The 16,143-nt window shown below is 58.7% G+C and carries 14 protein-coding genes; all 14 read left to right on the forward strand.

Annotation, left to right across the window (positions count from 1 at the left end):
• Nucleotides 1–10: 10 nt before the first annotated feature.
• The 14 genes from rplK to rplB all read left to right on the forward strand — a co-directional run bounded on the left by rplK (nt 11) and on the right by rplB (nt 16,114).
• On the forward strand, nt 11–436 hold the full coding sequence (rplK, locus tag DOLE_RS03605; RefSeq protein ID WP_012174127.1) for a 50S ribosomal protein L11: 426 nt from the start codon (nt 11–13) through the stop codon (nt 434–436).
• A 12-nt stretch (nt 437–448) separates the two neighbouring features.
• The gene (gene rplA, locus DOLE_RS03610; RefSeq protein WP_012174128.1) at nt 449–1,153 is read left to right on the forward strand and encodes a 50S ribosomal protein L1; all 705 of its coding nucleotides are present in this window, start codon (nt 449–451) and stop codon (nt 1,151–1,153) included.
• 231 nt (nt 1,154–1,384) lie between these two features.
• Entirely contained in the window at nt 1,385–1,909 is a 525-nt protein-coding gene (gene rplJ / locus DOLE_RS03615) for a 50S ribosomal protein L10 (protein ID WP_012174129.1), read from the forward strand.
• A gap of 60 nt (nt 1,910–1,969) precedes the next feature.
• Nucleotides 1,970–2,356 carry a 50S ribosomal protein L7/L12 gene (gene rplL / locus DOLE_RS03620; RefSeq protein WP_012174130.1) on the forward strand — a complete coding sequence of 129 codons (387 nt, stop codon included), beginning with the start codon at nt 1,970–1,972 and terminating at the stop codon, nt 2,354–2,356.
• Between the two features lie 181 nt (nt 2,357–2,537).
• Nucleotides 2,538–6,644, forward strand: coding sequence for a DNA-directed RNA polymerase subunit beta (gene rpoB, locus DOLE_RS03625; RefSeq protein ID WP_012174131.1), 4,107 nt, complete (start codon nt 2,538–2,540; stop codon nt 6,642–6,644).
• A gap of 3 nt (nt 6,645–6,647) precedes the next feature.
• Nucleotides 6,648–10,991: a DNA-directed RNA polymerase subunit beta' gene (gene rpoC / locus DOLE_RS03630; protein ID WP_012174132.1), complete on the forward strand. Its 4,344-nt coding sequence runs from the start codon at nt 6,648–6,650 to the stop codon at nt 10,989–10,991.
• Nucleotides 10,992–11,131: 140 nt separating this feature from the next.
• On the forward strand, nt 11,132–11,503 hold the full coding sequence (gene rpsL / locus DOLE_RS03635) for a 30S ribosomal protein S12 (RefSeq protein WP_012174133.1): 372 nt from the start codon (nt 11,132–11,134) through the stop codon (nt 11,501–11,503).
• Nucleotides 11,504–11,563: 60 nt separating this feature from the next.
• Nucleotides 11,564–12,034, forward strand: coding sequence for a 30S ribosomal protein S7 (gene rpsG / locus DOLE_RS03640; RefSeq protein WP_012174134.1), 471 nt, complete (start codon nt 11,564–11,566; stop codon nt 12,032–12,034).
• 88 nt (nt 12,035–12,122) lie between these two features.
• Complete coding sequence (tuf, locus tag DOLE_RS03645) at nt 12,123–13,316, forward strand: elongation factor Tu (protein WP_012174124.1); 1,194 nt, start codon at nt 12,123–12,125, stop codon at nt 13,314–13,316.
• 43 nt (nt 13,317–13,359) lie between these two features.
• Nucleotides 13,360–13,665, forward strand: a complete 306-nt coding sequence (rpsJ, locus tag DOLE_RS03650; RefSeq protein ID WP_012174135.1) for a 30S ribosomal protein S10 — start codon at nt 13,360–13,362, stop codon at nt 13,663–13,665.
• 28 nt (nt 13,666–13,693) lie between these two features.
• A complete protein-coding gene (rplC, locus tag DOLE_RS03655) occupies nt 13,694–14,320 on the forward strand; it encodes a 50S ribosomal protein L3 (protein WP_012174136.1) in 627 nt (208 codons plus the stop codon).
• A 49-nt stretch (nt 14,321–14,369) separates the two neighbouring features.
• Nucleotides 14,370–14,987: a 50S ribosomal protein L4 gene (gene rplD / locus DOLE_RS03660; RefSeq protein ID WP_012174137.1), complete on the forward strand. Its 618-nt coding sequence runs from the start codon at nt 14,370–14,372 to the stop codon at nt 14,985–14,987.
• A complete protein-coding gene (gene rplW / locus DOLE_RS03665) occupies nt 14,987–15,274 on the forward strand; it encodes a 50S ribosomal protein L23 (protein ID WP_012174138.1) in 288 nt (95 codons plus the stop codon). The genes rplD and rplW overlap by 1 nt, the downstream gene beginning before the upstream one ends.
• A 12-nt stretch (nt 15,275–15,286) precedes the next feature.
• Nucleotides 15,287–16,114 carry a 50S ribosomal protein L2 gene (rplB, locus tag DOLE_RS03670; RefSeq protein ID WP_012174139.1) on the forward strand — a complete coding sequence of 276 codons (828 nt, stop codon included), beginning with the start codon at nt 15,287–15,289 and terminating at the stop codon, nt 16,112–16,114.
• Nucleotides 16,115–16,143: the final 29 nt, after the last annotated feature.

Here is a 16,143-nt window from a genome sequence, read left to right on the forward strand (position 1 = left end):
GGAGTAGACAATGGCAAAAAAAGTTACAGGACAGATAAAGTTGCAGGTCACGGCCGGCAAGGCCAACCCGTCACCGCCTATCGGCCCGGCCCTGGGTCAGCACGGCGTCAACATCATGGATTTCTGCAAGGCGTTTAACGCCCGGACGGCGGACCAGGAAGGGATGATCATTCCCGTGGTCATCACGGTGTATGCGGACAAATCTTTTTCGTTTATCACCAAGACCCCGCCGGCTGCCATTCTGCTGAAAAAGGCGGCCAAGATCGCCAAGGGCTCCGCCGTACCCAACAAGGACAAGATCGGCAAGGTGTCCATGCAGGATGTGGAAGAGATCGCCAGGTTGAAGATGCCTGACCTGAATGCCACGGACCTGGACGCCGCCTGCAGGATTATTCAAGGGACCGCCCGAAGCATGGGCATCGAGATTGTACAATAGGAGAGAGCACAGATGGCCAAGAAAGGGAAAAAAATTGTCGCCGCCCAGCAGAAAGTCGACGCTGATCGCAAGTACGACATTTCCGAAGGGATAGACACGGCGCTTCAGGCGCGTTTTGCCGGTTTTGATGAAAGCGTGGATATTGCCGTCCGCCTGGGTGTAGATCCCCGTCATGCCGACCAGATGGTCCGCGGGTCCGTGGTGCTGCCCCACGGCACGGGCAAGGAGATCAAAATTCTGGTGTTTGCCAAGGGCGAGAAGGAAAAGGAGGCCCTGGACGCCGGCGCTGATTTCGTGGGCAACGACGAGTTGATTGAGGACATCAAGAACGGCTGGTTCGGTTTTGACAAGGCCGTGGCCACACCGGACATGATGGGCGCCGTGGGCAAGATCGGCAAGCTGCTGGGCCCCCGGGGCCTGATGCCCAACGCCAAGACCGGAACGGTTACCTTTGACGTGGCCAGGGCCGTGAATGACCTGAAGGCCGGCAAGATCGACTTTCGGGTCGACAAGGCCGGCATTGTTCACGCGCCGCTGGGAAAGGCCTCCTTCGGCACCGAGAAGCTGCAGGATAACATGCTGGCCCTGCTCAGGATGCTGGTCGCCATGAAGCCGGCCACCAGCAAGGGGGCCTACATGAGAAGCCTTGCCGTATCCACCTCCATGGGCGCCGGTGTCCGGCTGGACCCGCTACTGGTAAAGGACGCGGTAAAATAACAGGGATCTTGCCGGCGACGGCTCGACCCTCTTTGCGTAGGATATTTTAACTGCGCTGTTTGAAACCGTTCAGACGGCGTGCATTATTTTCTGTCAAAGACCGCAGGCGCATGCCCGTGCATGCTTAATCCGGTTTACCGGCCTGCCGAGACAGAGTGACCACACTTTTAGTTACTGCTGAATGTGTCGCCTCCGGTCTTTTTCGGAAACAGAAAGGAGGTGTATTCCACTTTGCTGAATCTTACTCAGAAACAAGCCCTGGTAGAGGAACTGCGCGGATCTTTTCAGAAGGCCGCCATTTTAATTCTAACGGATTACAAAGGCCTCACCGTGGAGCAGGTTAATGACCTGCGGCGTAAGCTCAAGGAGGTCGGTGTTGAATACCGGGTGGTGAAAAACACCCTGCTGCGCCGGGCCGTCCAGGAGACGGACATGGCCGCGGCTCAGGACCATTTTACGGGTCCCACGGCGGTCGCCCTGGGCTATGACGATCCGGTGGCGGTGGCCAAGGTGCTGTGCGAGTTTGCCAAGACCAACGACAAGCTGGCGGTCAAGGCCGGCGTCATGGCCGGCAAGCTGATGGACCGCGACAGGATTACCGCGCTTTCCAAGCTGCCGTCACGCGAAGAGCTGCTGGCCAAGCTGCTCGGAACGATGAACGCGGTGCCCACGTCTTTTGTCAGGGTGCTCAACGGTATTCCCGCCAAGCTTGTTTATGCGCTGGCCGCCATCAAGGAACAGAAAGAGGCCGCATAAACAGACCGGTGAAACACATTTTATCAATTTTTCTATATTATCAAGTTGGAGGAAGGATCAATGGCTGACATTACCAAGCAGGATGTAATCGATTTTATCGCAAATATGACCGTACTGGAGCTGTCGGAACTGATTACCGAACTGGAAGAGAAGTTCGGCGTTTCCGCGGCCGCGCCCGTTGCCATGATGGCCGGCGGCATGCCTGCCGGCGGCGATGCCGGAGCTGCTGAAGAAAAGACCGAGTTTGACGTGGTGCTGCTCACCTCCGGTGACAAGAAGATTCAGGTCATCAAGGAAGTCCGGGCCATCACCGGTCTGGGCCTCAAAGAGGCCAAGGCCCTGGTGGAAGAGGCCCCCAAGCCCGTCAAGGAAGGGGTTCCCAAGGACGAAGCGGAAAAACTCAAGGCCCAGCTGGAAGGCGCCGGCGCCCAGGTGGAGATCAAATAATCGGTGCTCATCGGCCGATGACGGTAAGGCGGCTCGACCCATTTTCGTATTTCATGACGAAAGTGGGTCGGCTGTCATGCCATGCAGGACAATTCTGGAGTTCGGAAAAGCATGATGCGAGGCATGCGGTGTGGTTGGGCCTCACCCCCGAACCCCGTAAAAAACATTTTTCGGAGATGCCATGTCAGGCGAATCTATGTTGAACAGGCGCATTAGAAAGCAATTCGGCAAGCTGGACAAGATCGTGGAAATTCCCGATCTGATCGGTATGCAGAAAGAGTCCTACGGACGATTCCTGCAGCAGGGGGTTCCGCCGGAAAAGCGTGAAAAGATCGGGTTGCAGGCGATCTTTCAGTCGGTATTTCCCATCAAGGATTTTACCAAAAGCGCCTCCCTCGAATTTGTCTCCTACTCCTTCGGCGGCGTTAAACATTCGGTGGCTGAATGCATTCAGCGGGGCATGACCTACGAGATTCCCGTGCGCATACGGGTCCGGCTGGTGGTCTATGACATGGATGAGACATCGGGGACATCCAGCATTCGGGACATCAAGGAACAGGAGATCTATTTCGGCGCCATTCCGCTGATGACGGACAACGGCACCTTTATCATCAACGGTACCGAGCGGGTGGTGGTGAGCCAGCTGCACCGGTCGTCGGGCATTTTCTTTGATCACGACCAGGGAAAGACCCACTCTTCCGGCAAGGTGGTCTACAGTTCCCGCATCATTCCGGTGCGGGGGTCCTGGATCGATATCGAGATCGACCCCAAGGACATCGTCCACATGCGCATCGACCGGCGGCGAAAGTTCCCGGGCACCATCCTGTTCAAGGCCCTGGGCTACACGGTAAAGGACATTCTTGATTATTTTTACACCAAGGAGCGCGTTTTTGTCCGCAAGAAGAAGGTGTTCAAAGCCTTCAGTGAAGATTCGCTGCGCGGCCAGCGGGCCACGGTCCGTATCAAGCATCCCGAAACCGGCGACCTGATCGTGGACAAGGGCCGGATCTTCAACAAGACCGTGTTGAAAAACATGAAGTCCGCGGGCATTGACATGGTGCCCATTCGCCCTGAAGACGTGGTGGGAGCCGTTCTGGCCGCGCCATTGGCCGATTCCTCTACCGGCGAAATGCTGGCCGATGCCGGTGATTTTATCAGCGAAGAGGTGTTTGAGCGCATCGGCGAGCTGGGTATTGAGGAACTCCAGATTCTGTTTATCGACGGCGCCGGCAGCACCGATTCCATTGTCAAAACCCTGCTGCTGGACAAGGTGAACACCAAGGAAGAGGCCCTGATCGATATCTACCGGCGTATTCGACCGGGCAACCCGGCCACGCCGGAAGTGGCCCAGGATTTTATTGATCATCTTTTTTTCAAGCCTGACTACTACGATCTTTCAGCCGTGGGCCGGCTGAAACTCAACCACCGGCTGGGCGCCAACGCGCCGGTGAGCCTGCGGACCCTGCGGCGGGAAGACCTGCTGCTGGCCGTAAAAACCCTGATTCACCTGAAAAACACCCAGGGGCCGGTGGACGACATCGACCATCTGGGCAACCGCCGGGTGCGGGCCGTGGGCGAGCTGCTGGAAAACCAGTACCGCATCGGCCTGGTGCGCATGGAGCGGGCCATCAAGGAGCGCATGAGCCTTCAGGAAGTGGACGCGCTCATGCCCCACGACCTGATCAATCCCAAGCCGGTCTCCGCGGTGGTGCGGGAATTCTTCGGTACCAGCCAGCTCTCCCAGTTCATGGACCAGACCAACCCGTTGTCCGAGACCACCCACAAGCGGCGGCTCTCCGCCCTGGGCCCCGGCGGCCTGACCCGGGAACGGGCCGGATTCGAGGTCCGGGACGTGCATCCCTCCCATTACGGCCGCATCTGTCCCATTGAAACGCCGGAAGGCCCCAACATCGGCCTGATCGTTTCGCTGAGCACCTATGCGCGTGTCAACGGCTATGGTTTTATCGAGACGCCGTACCGCGTGGTCAAAGACACCAAAGTTTCCAAAGAGATTAAAATGCTGCCCGCCTTTGAAGAAGGGGAGCATCCCATTGCCCAGGCCAACGCCCCCATCGGCAAGGACGGCCGGTATGTCAACCCGGTGGTCATTGCCCGGGTGGCCGGCGAGTTCAGCATGATCAAGGCCAGTGACGTGGAGCTCATGGATGTGTCGCCCAACCAGCTGGTCAGCGTCTCGGCCTCCCTGATCCCCTTTCTTGAAAACGACGACGCCAACCGGGCCCTGATGGGGTCCAACATGCAGCGACAGTCCGTGCCCCTGGCCAGGACCAGCGCGCCCCTGGTGGGCACGGGTGTGGAAAAGGTGGTGGCCCGGGATTCGGGTGTGGCCGTGGTGGCCCGCCGGCCCGGCGAGGTCGTTTACGTGGACTCCGGCCGCATCGTGGTCCGTCACGACACCGACGACAAGGACCCGGAAGCCAAACCGGTAACCGTCTACAACCTGTCCAAGTTCATTCGCTCCAACCAGAACACCTGTTTCAACCACCGGCCCATCGTCAAGAAGGGGCAGCGGGTGGCGCCCGGCGACGTGCTGGCTGACGGCCCGGCCACGGAAAAGGGCGAGCTGGCCCTGGGCAAGAACGTGACCGTGGCCTTCATGCCATGGGGCGGGTACAACTTTGAAGATTCCATCCTGGTGGGGGAAACCCTGGTGCGGGACGGCGTGTTTACCTCGATTCACATTGAAGAGTTCGAGGTGGTGGCCCGGGACACCAAGCTGGGCAAGGAAGAGATCACCTGCGACATTCCCAATGTGGGCGAAGAGAGCCTGGTGGACCTGGATGAGAGCGGCATCGTCCGCCTGGGCGCCGAGGTCAAGCCCGGCGATGTTCTGGTGGGCAAAATAACGCCCAAGGGCGAGACGCAGCTCTCCCCGGAAGAGAAACTGCTGCGCGCCATCTTCGGCGAAAAGGGCGGCAATGTGAAAGACACCTCCCTTCGGGTGCCCCCCGGCGTCAGCGGCACGGTCATCGATGCCAAGGTCTTCACCCGTCGGGGCGTGGAAAAGGACACCCGCACCCGCATGATCGAGGAAGAAGAGATCCGTGTGCTGGAGAAGAACCGGGACGACGAGATTGCGGTCATCGAAGAGGTGACCCGGGAACGGCTCAAGGCCCTGCTGACGGGACAGAAGTGTGATACGCCGGTCAAGAAGGGCAAAAAGACGATTCTTGCCAAGGGCGACAAGATCACGGCCGCCCTGTTTGACGAGGTCCCCACCTCCCAGTTTGAAAAGCTCGCCGTGACCTCCGACAGTGTCACGGAGCAGGCCCACCGGGTATTTGAGTGGTATCGGACCCAGGTTGATGCCTGCCGGGAAGAGTTCGAGGCCAGGATCAGCCGCTACGGTGCCGGCGAGGAGCTGCCCCCCGGCGTGATCAAGATGGTCAAGGTGTACGTGGCCATGAAACGGGTGCTCTCCACAGGTGACAAGATGGCCGGACGCCACGGCAATAAGGGCGTGGTGTCGCGTATTCTGCCCCAGGAAGACCTGCCCTACTTTGAAGACGGAACCACGGTGGACATGGTGTTAAACCCTCTGGGTGTGCCGTCCCGTATGAACGTTGGACAGATTCTGGAGATTCATCTGGGCCGGGCGGCCAGGGTCCTTGGCGATCAGATCAGCACGATGCTGGAAGAAAAGAAATACAAGGACTTAAAGAAAAAGCTGTCCGCCGTTTTCAATAAGGAGATACCGGCCGCCGAGATCGAGGCCATGAGTTCGGCCCGTCTCTGCGAGTTCGCGTCTGAATACAAAGACGGTGTTCACATGGAGACTCCGGTTTTTGACGGTGCCAAGGAGGCGGAGATCAAGGCCCTGCTCAAGGAGGGCGGCGCAGACGAGACCGGACAGGCGATCCTTTACGACGGCCGTACCGGCCAGCCTTTTGACGAGCGGATCACCGTGGGCACCATGTACATGCTCAAGCTCCACCATCTGGTGGACGACAAGCTGCACGCCCGGTCTATCGGCCCCTATTCACTGGTCACCCAGCAGCCCCTGGGCGGCAAGGCCCAGTTCGGCGGCCAGCGTCTGGGCGAAATGGAAGTGTGGGCCATGGAGGCCTATGGCGCGGCGTACGCGCTGCAGGAGTTCCTTACGGTCAAGTCCGACGACATCGCCGGCCGGACCCGCATGTACGAGAAGATCGTCAAGGGCCAGAACGTCCTGGACCCGGGGATTCCCGAGTCTTTCAAGGTTCTGACCAAGGAGATGAAGGCGCTTGGGCTGGATGTAACCCTTATTGAACAGCAAGATAAGGAGTAACGATTGGAAACTGTATACGATTTTTTTGCAAAACCGATAAACCCCCGGCGTTTTTCAGGTGTTAAAATCGCCCTGGCCTCGTCGGAGCAGATTCTGCAATGGTCCTTCGGCGAGATCACCAAGCCCGAAACCATCAACTATCGGACCTTTCGGCCCGAGCGGGACGGGCTCTTCTGCGCCAAGATTTTCGGCCCGACCAAGGACTTTGAGTGCAACTGTGGCAAGTATAAGCGCATGAAGCACCGGGGCGTCACCTGCGAAAAATGCGGGGTGGAGGTGATCCAGTCCAAGGTACGGCGGGAGCGCATGGCCCACATCAAGCTGGCGTCTCCGGTTTCTCACATATGGTTTCTCAAGAGTCTGCCCAGCAAGATCGGCAACGTGTTGGACCTGACCTTAAAAGAGCTGGAGCGGGTGCTCTATTTTGACAGCTATATCGTCATCGACCCCAAAAACACGGACCTCTCCCCCATGCAGCTGCTGTCCGAGGAGGCCTACCAGGAGGCCCGGGCCAAGTATGGTTCGGACTTTGAGGCCGCCATCGGCGCGGAAGCCATCAAGGCCCTGCTGGACAAGGTGGACCTGGAGGTGCTCAGCACGCAGCTGCGGGAAGACCTGAAAGCCACTTCGGTGGAGGCCAAGCGGAAAAAACTGGCCAAGCGGCTGCGGATCGTTGACGCGTTTGCCAAGTCCGGGGTCTCCCCCTCATGGATGATTATCGAGGTGGTGCCGGTGCTGCCGCCGGACCTGCGGCCCCTGGTGCCCCTGGAGGGCGGACGGTTTGCCACTTCGGACCTGAACGACCTCTACCGCCGCGTGATCAACCGGAACAACCGGCTCAAGCGACTCATGGAGCTCAAGGCCCCGGACATCATCATTCGAAACGAAAAGCGCATGCTGCAGGAAGCGGTGGATGTGCTGTTCGACAACGGCCGCCACGGCCGGGCCGTCACCGGCAGCAACAAGCGGCCCTTAAAGTCGCTCACCGATACCCTGAAAGGCAAGCAGGGCCGGTTCCGGCAGAACCTGCTGGGCAAGCGGGTTGACTATTCCGGACGTACGGTCATTACCATCGGCCCCAACCTGCGGTTGCACCAGTGCGGCCTTCCCAAGCAGATGGCCCTGGAGCTGTTCAAGCCGTTTATCTATTATCGCCTGGAGCAGAAAGGCTATGTATCCACCGTCAAGAGCGCCAAGAAGATGGTGGAGCGGGAGGTCCCGGAGGTGTGGGACACCCTGGAAGAGGTGGTCAAGGAGTATCCGGTGATGCTCAACCGGGCCCCTACCCTTCACCGGCTGGGCATTCAGGCCTTTGAGCCGGTACTCATCGAGGGCAAGGCCATTCAGCTGCATCCCCTGGTCTGTACGGCCTTTAACGCGGACTTCGACGGCGACCAGATGGCCGTTCACATTCCACTCTCCGTGGAAGCCCAGATCGAGGCCCGGGTGTTGATGCTGGCCACCAACAATATTCTCTCCCCGGCCAACGGCAGCCCCATCATCGTTCCCACCCAGGACATCGTGCTGGGTACCTATTACATGACCAAGACCATTGAGGGAACCAAGGGAGAGGGCGTCGTGTTTTCCGGCCCCGAAGAGGTGGTGGCGGCCTTTGATTCAGGGACCGTGGGTCTTCATGCCGCCATCTCCGTTCGTATCAACGGTAAGCTTTATGACACCTCGGTGGGCCGTGTCCTGGTGTGGGAGGTGATTCCCCAGCAGATCGTGCCGGTGTTCAAGACCATTCACTTTTCGGCCAAGAAAGAGGCCAACAGTGTACTGGCAGAGATCAAACGGGGGGCGTCCTTTGTGGACATGCAGAAGAAACATGGCGATGAAAGCGGCGTGGACTACGAGCGGGCCATGAAAAAAGAGGACATGATCACGGAGTTCGGTCTTTCCGAGGCGGACGCCGATTACCTGTTCTCCCTGAAGGAAGGTGAATGCAGCGATATCATTGGAATCAGCGATGGCTATCGCCTGTTCAAACTGGCCGGCTACCGGAGCGAGATTCCCTTTGAGATGGTCAACCGGCCCCTGGGCAAAAAGGCCATTCGGGAACTGGTGGACGGGGCCTATCGAAACACCGGCCTGAAATCCACGGTGATTCTGGCCGACCGGCTCAAGGACATCGGTTACAAGTATTCAACCCTGGGCGGGCTTTCCATCTCCATCGACGCCATGGTGGTGCCGGAAAAAAAGTGGGACATTATCAAGGCCGCTGAAAAGAAGGTCGAGGAGATCGCCAACCAGTACAAGGAGGGCCTGATTACCCAGGGTGAGAAATACAACAAGGTCGTGGATATCTGGTCCAAGGCCACCGACGACATCGCCAACGAGATGATGGAGGCCATGCGGACCGACGCCGGAACGCCTACCGGGCGCTTTAACCCGGTCTTTATGATGGCCGACTCCGGGGCCCGGGGCAGCAAGGACCAGATGCGGCAGCTGGCCGGCATGCGCGGTCTGATGGCCAAACCTTCCGGTGAGATTATCGAAACCCCCATCGTGGCCAACTTCCGGGAAGGCCTCAGCGTGCTTCAGTACTTTATCTCCACCCACGGCGCGCGGAAAGGCCTGGCGGACACGGCCTTAAAGACAGCCAACTCCGGGTACCTTACCCGCCGGCTGGCCGACGTGGCCCAGGACTGCATCATCACCGAGGATGACTGCGGCGCCATGATGGGCGTGGAGGTGGAGGCCCTGGTGGAGGGCGGCGAGATCATCGAACGCCTGGTGGACCGGGTCATCGGCCGCATCGCCCTGGAGGATATCCGCGACCCCTTTACCGACGAAGTGATTGTCAGGGGCGGTGAGGAGATCTCCGAGCGGCATCTTTCCGTTATTGAAAATTCGGGCCTCACCAAGATCTGGATCCGTTCGGTGCTGACATGTAAGAGTGAAACCGGCATCTGCGCCAAGTGCTATGGCCGGGATTTTGCCCACGGCAAGCTGGTGGAACACGGCCAGGCCGTCGGCATTCTGGCGGCCCAGTCCATCGGCGAGCCCGGCACCCAGCTCACCATGAGAACCTTCCACATCGGCGGTACCGCCAGCCGGAAGGTGGAGCGGGCTGAAATTCGGGCCCGGGTGGACGGCTTTGTCCGGCTGGGGGATTTAAAGCTGGTGGAAAACGCCGAGAAGAAGCTGGTGGTCATGAACCGCCGGGGTGGTGAATTCACCATCGTCAACAAGGCGGGCCGGGAAGTGGAAAAGTGCCCGGTCATTTACGGCGCTACCATAGTTGTGAAGGACGGCCAGGATATCCAGGCCGGTGACGTGCTGGCCGCCTGGGACCCCTTTACCACGCCAATCGTGGCGGAAGTGGCCGGCACGGTGAAGTTCGGCGACATCGTTAAGGGCAAGACCATGCAGGAGATGGTGGACCCGGTGACCGGCAAGTCGAGCCAGACCATTATTGATGAGAGCCGGACCCATGACGTGCGGCCCCGTATCTCCATCAAGGACGACGAGAACAAGACCGCCACGCTGCCTGACGGAAAGAGTAAGGCCCGGTATCCCCTGCCCGTGGGCGCGGTCCTGCTGGTGGAGGAAAACGACACCATTCGGGCCGGCGACGTGATCGCCAAGCTGCCCCGGGCCACCACCAAGACCAAGGACATTACCGGTGGTCTGCCCCGGGTGGCCGAGCTCTTTGAAGTGCGCAAGCCCAAGGAGGCGGCCATTCTGAGCGAGATCAACGGGTATATCTCCATTGCCAAGGCCACCACCAAGAAGGGCAAGCAGAAGGTGACCGTGGCCCCGGTGGACGGCGGCGAACCCAGGGAATACCTGATTCCCCGGGGCAAGCACATCAATGTGTACGACGGCGACTATATTCGGGCCGGTGAAGAGATCGTGGCCGGGTCGGCCAATCCCCAGGACGTCATGAACATCCGGGGTGACGTGGCCCTGGCCCGTTACCTGGTGGACGAGGTGCAGGAGGTGTACCGGCTCCAGGGCGTCACCATCAACGACAAGCATATTGAGGTCATTGTTCGCCAGATGATGCGGCGGGTTAAGATCAAGGAGATCGGCGACACGGAATTCATTGATGACGAGCAGGTGGACCGGCAGCGGTTTGAAGATACCAACCGGGAGGTGATAGCCAATGGCGGAAAGCCCGCCGTGGGCGAGCCCCTGATTCTGGGTATCACCAAGGCGTCTCTGGCCACGGAGAGCTTTATCTCCGCGGCTTCTTTCCAGGAGACCACCAAGGTCCTTACCGATGCCAGTATTGCCGGAAAGACCGATTATCTGAGGGGGCTTAAGGAGAACGTCATCATGGGCCGCCTGATTCCGGCGGGTACCGGGTTTGTGGAGTATCGAAAGGCCGCGGAAAAGTAGGGCGGCCGGTGCGAAAAATCGTGTTAAACACAGACAAAATGCTTGACAGAGCGAAAAAATAATTATAACGTTCTTTGTTTTATCGGATTTGCAATCATTAAACCGAGCGTTTGCAAAAAAAGGGAGTTGAAACAGGAAACATGCCTACGATTAATCAGCTGGTACGCAACGGAAGAAAGCGGGCAACCAAGAAGACAACCACCCCGGCACTGAAGGGGGCTCCCCAGAAGCGGGGGGTATGCGTGCGGGTGTATACCACCACGCCGAAGAAGCCGAACTCGGCTTTGCGTAAAGTGGCCAGGGTGCGGTTGACCACCGGTATTGAGGTCACTGCCTATATCCCGGGTATCGGCCACAACCTTCAGGAGCACTCGGTGGTGCTGGTTCGCGGCGGCCGCGTAAAGGACCTTCCGGGCGTTCGGTACCACATCGTACGGGGTACCCTGGACACCCTGGGCGTCAGTGACAGGAAGCAGGGCCGGTCCAAGTACGGCACAAAGAGACCCAAATAAGGGGGCCCGGCGGGGCGCCATGCGGATCGAACATATATAAACAGGACAATGGTGTAAGGTATGCCTAGAAAAAGAGAAGTCCCGGTACGACCGGTGTTGCCGGATGCACGGTACAACAGCAAGCTGGTATCCATGTTTATTCACAAGCTGATGCGCGACGGCAAGAAAAGCACGGCGGAGTCCATACTCTACAAGGCGTTTGACATTATCAACGAGAAGACGGGCAAGGCGCCGCTGGAGGTGTTTGAAGAGGCCCTGGCCAATGTCAAGCCCAAGCTTGAGGTCAAGTCCAGGCGCGTGGGTGGTTCCACCTATCAGGTGCCCACTGAGATCCGGGAAGCCCGGCGGTTGGCCCTGGCCATCCGGTGGATGATCGGCTATGCCCGGAGCCGGGCCGAAAAGGGAATGGACGTGAAACTGGCCGGTGAGCTGATGGATGCGGCCGGGCAGCGGGGCGCTTCGGTCAAGAAACGGGAAGACACCCATAAGATGGCGGAGGCGAACAAGGCTTTTGCCCACTATCGGTGGTAGACGCCGGGGGCGAAAGATTTTCATATATGTCATTACAAATATTAAACATTTTATAATCAGCGAGTGCATGTAAAAAGGGGGCAGCATTATGGCAAAGGCAAAGTTTGAGCGAAAAAAGCCGCATGTAAACGTAGGTACGATCGGCCATATCGACCACGGCAAGACGACGCTGACCGCGGCGATCACGAAGCACTGCAGCCTGAAGGGCTGGGGCGAGTACGTGGCGTTTGACAAGATCGACAAGGCGCCGGAAGAGCGCGAGCGCGGTATCACCATTGCGACGGCCCACGTGGAGTACGAGTCGGATACGCGACATTACGCGCATGTGGACTGCCCGGGCCACGCGGACTACATTAAGAACATGATCACCGGCGCGGCCCAGATGGACGGGGCGATCCTGGTGGTGGGCGCGGACGACGGTCCCATGCCCCAGACCCGTGAGCACATTCTGCTGGCGCGTCAGGTGGGTGTGCCCAAGATCGTGGTGTTTTTGAACAAGTGCGACATGGTGGACGACGAGGAGCTGATCGAGCTGGTGGAGCTGGAGCTTCGGGAGCTTCTGGATAAGTATGATTTTCCGGGGGACGACACCCCGATCATTCGGGGCAGCGCGTTGAAGGCCCTGGAGAGCGACGATCCGGCCAGCGACGAGGCCAAGTGCATATTTGAGCTGCTGGCGGCCCTGGACTCTTACATTCCGGTTCCGGAGCGGGATACGGACAAGCCCTTCCTGATGCCCATTGAGGACGTGTTCAGCATTTCCGGCCGTGGCACGGTGGTGACGGGCCGTATCGAGCGCGGTATCGTGAAGGTGGGTGAAGAGATCGAGCTGGTGGGTATTCGGGATACGGCCAAGACGGTGTGCACGGGCGTTGAGATGTTCCGGAAGCTTCTGGACGAAGGCCGCGCCGGCGATAACGTGGGCCTGCTGCTGCGGGGCACCAAGCGCGACGAAGTGGAGCGGGGCCAGGTAGTGGCGGCGCCCAAGAGCATTACGCCGCACACCAAGTTCAAGGCCGAGGTATACATTCTGAGCAAAGAGGAAGGCGGGCGTCATACGCCGTTTTTCACCGGGTACCGTCCGCAGTTTTATTTTCGTACAACGGACGTGACGGGCATTCTGAGCCTGCCGGAGAACGTGGAGATGGTGATGCCGGGCGACAACGTGACGATTACCGGTGAGCTGATCACCCCCATCGCCATGGAAAAGGAACTGCGGTTTGCCGTCCGTGAGGGCGGGCGTACCGTGGGCGCCGGCGTTGTCAGTGAAATTATCGAATAACGACTAGCCAGCCGTTGGGCTGCATGGGAAGTAAAAACAGGCTATGAATACCAAGATCAGGATTAAGCTCAAGGCGTACGATCATAAGCTGCTGGACCAGTCGGCACTGGACATCGTTGATACGGCCCGGAAAACCGGGGCCCGGATCGTGGGACCCATCCCCCTTCCCACGCGGATCAACAAGTTCTGCGTGCTGCGGTCGCCCCACGTGGACAAGAAGTCCCGGGAGCAGTTTGAAATGCGGACCCATAAGCGGCTGCTGGATATTATTGAACCGACTCAACAGACGGTGGACGCGTTGATGAAGCTTGACCTGTCTCCGGGTGTGGATGTCGCCATCAAATTGTAGCAAGGGCAGTGTAAGGAAACAGACGGCCATGTGCAGAGGAATTATTGGACGAAAGATAGGAATGACAGGGGTCTTTTCCGACCAGGGAGAGTATGTCCCGGTTACGGTGATTGAAGCCGGCCCCTGCGTGGTGACCCAGATCAAGACTGTTGAAACCGACGGCTACAGCGCCCTTCAGCTGGGGTTTTTGGAAAAAAAGGCCAGCAAGATCAACAAGCCGCTGGCCGGCCATTTCAAAAAGAGCGGCGGTGTGGGGTTTGCCTACGTCAGGGAAATGGCGGTGGACGATCCTTCCGCGTATACCCTGGGCCAGGTGATCAACGCCGAACTGTTTTCAGCCGGAGAGAAGGTGCATGTGGCCGGACTGATGAAGGGGCGTGGTTTTGCCGGTGTTGTAAAACGGCACGGATTTGCCGGCGGCAAGGATACCCACGGCTGCCACAGCCACAGGGTACCCGGTTCCATCGGCACCAGCGCCTGGCCCAGTAAGGTATTCAAGGGCAGGAAGCTGCCCGGCCGTTACGGCAATACACGCATTACGACCAAAAATTTGAAAATATTTGATATTCAACCGGAAACCAACCTGATCCTGATCAAGGGCGCGGTTCCCGGCAGCAACAACGGACTGGTGGAGATTCGGAAAATCAACGCCTGATTGGCAGGCGGCGTTTTGTGTCGCTTAACAAGCGGTGGACGAGGATATTATGGCGGTTGTAGATATAAAAAATATGAACGGGGAAACGGTTTCTCAGGCAGAACTTCCCGACAGCATCTTCGATGTGGAGGTCAAGTCGAGCGTTCTGCACGAGGTGGTAAAAATGCAGCTGGCGCGCAGGCGTTCGGGAACCGCTTCCACCAAGGGGCGGTCCGATGTGGCGGGCAGCCGGGCCAAACTTTTTCGCCAGAAGGGCACGGGCCGTGCCCGGCGGGGCGATGTCAAGTCGCCGCTGCTGAAAGGCGGGGGCGTTGTTTTCGGTCCCCATCCCCGCTCCTTTGATTACAGTGTGCCCAAGAAAGTCAGGAAACTGGCGCTGAAAATGGCACTGACCAGCAAGCTGCGGGACAACACCCTGACCGTTGTGGACCAGTTCCGGTTCGACAGGATCAAGACAAAGGACTTTGTCGGTGCCATCAATGCGCTGGGTGCCGCCAACGCCCTGGTCATCTCCGACGGCAGTGAGACCCTTGAAAAGTCGGCCCGCAACGTGCCGAAGGTAAAGGTGCTCAAATGCGAGGGGCTGAATGTTTACGACATTCTTAAATACAAGAATCTCGTTCTGCCCGAGGCGGCGATCAAGATGATAGAGGGGAGGCTTTTGTAATGGTTTATCATGATTTAATCCGGCGTCCGGTGACCACCGAGAAGACGACCCTTCAGAAGGAGACGGCCAACCAGGTGACCTTTGAGGTCGACCGGCGGGCCAACCGGGTGGAGATTAAGCGCGCGGTGGAGCAGGTGTTCAACGCCAAGGTGGCCGCCGTCAATACCGCCACCGTAAAGGGAAAGAAAAAACGCATGGGCCGGAATATCGGCAAGCGGAAAGATTGGAAAAAAGCGGTAGTGACCCTGATGCCGGGGGAACGTATCGATTTTTTTGAGGGTGTATAGCGGAGGCAGACAATGGGTATCAGAAAAGTAAAACCGACTTCTCCCGGGCGCAGGTTCCAGGAATATTCTACATTTGAAGAGATAACCGCCGACCGGCCGTCCGAAAAGGGTCTCATCGAACCGTTGCGGAAAACCGGTGGGCGGAATGTCAATGGACGGATCACCTGCCGGCATCGGGGCGGCGGCCACAAGCGGCACTATCGGGTCATCGACTTCAAGCGCAACAAGGATGACATTCCCGCAAAGGTGGCGGCCATCGAGTATGACCCCAACCGGTCGGCCCGGATTGCCCTGCTTTTTTACGCTGATGGTGAGAAACGCTATATTCTGGCGCCGGTGAACCTGAAGGTGGGCGACACTGTGATGAGCGGCCAGGCTTCGGAAATCAAGCCCGGCAATGCCATGCCCCTGGCCAGCATTCCCCTGGGCACGGAAGTGCACAATATCGAACTGCGGCTGGGCAAGGGCGGGCAGATCGTCCGCAGCGCCGGCGGCTATGCAAAGGTGATGGCAAAGGAGGCCCGCTATGTGCTGCTGCGGCTCCCCTCCAGCGAGATGCGCAAAGTGCTGGCCACCTGCAAGGCCACCATCGGCCGGGTGGGAAATGTGGAACACGACGATGTTTCCATCGGCAAGGCCGGCAGAAACCGGTGGCTGGGCAAGCGGCCCCGTGTTCGCGGCGTGGCCATGAACCCCGTGGATCATCCCATGGGTGGTGGTGAAGGCAAGTCCTCGGGCGGCCGTCATCCCTGTTCTCCCTGGGGCCAGCAGTCCAAGGGTGTCAGGACACGCAACAACAAGAGAACCGATCAGTTTATTGTCAAGAGACGATCAAAATAACGCGACGGACACGAATAACGTCTAGCGGA

Source organism: Desulfosudis oleivorans Hxd3 (assembly GCF_000018405.1).
Classification (GTDB): domain Bacteria; phylum Desulfobacterota; class Desulfobacteria; order Desulfobacterales; family Desulfosudaceae; genus Desulfosudis; species Desulfosudis oleivorans.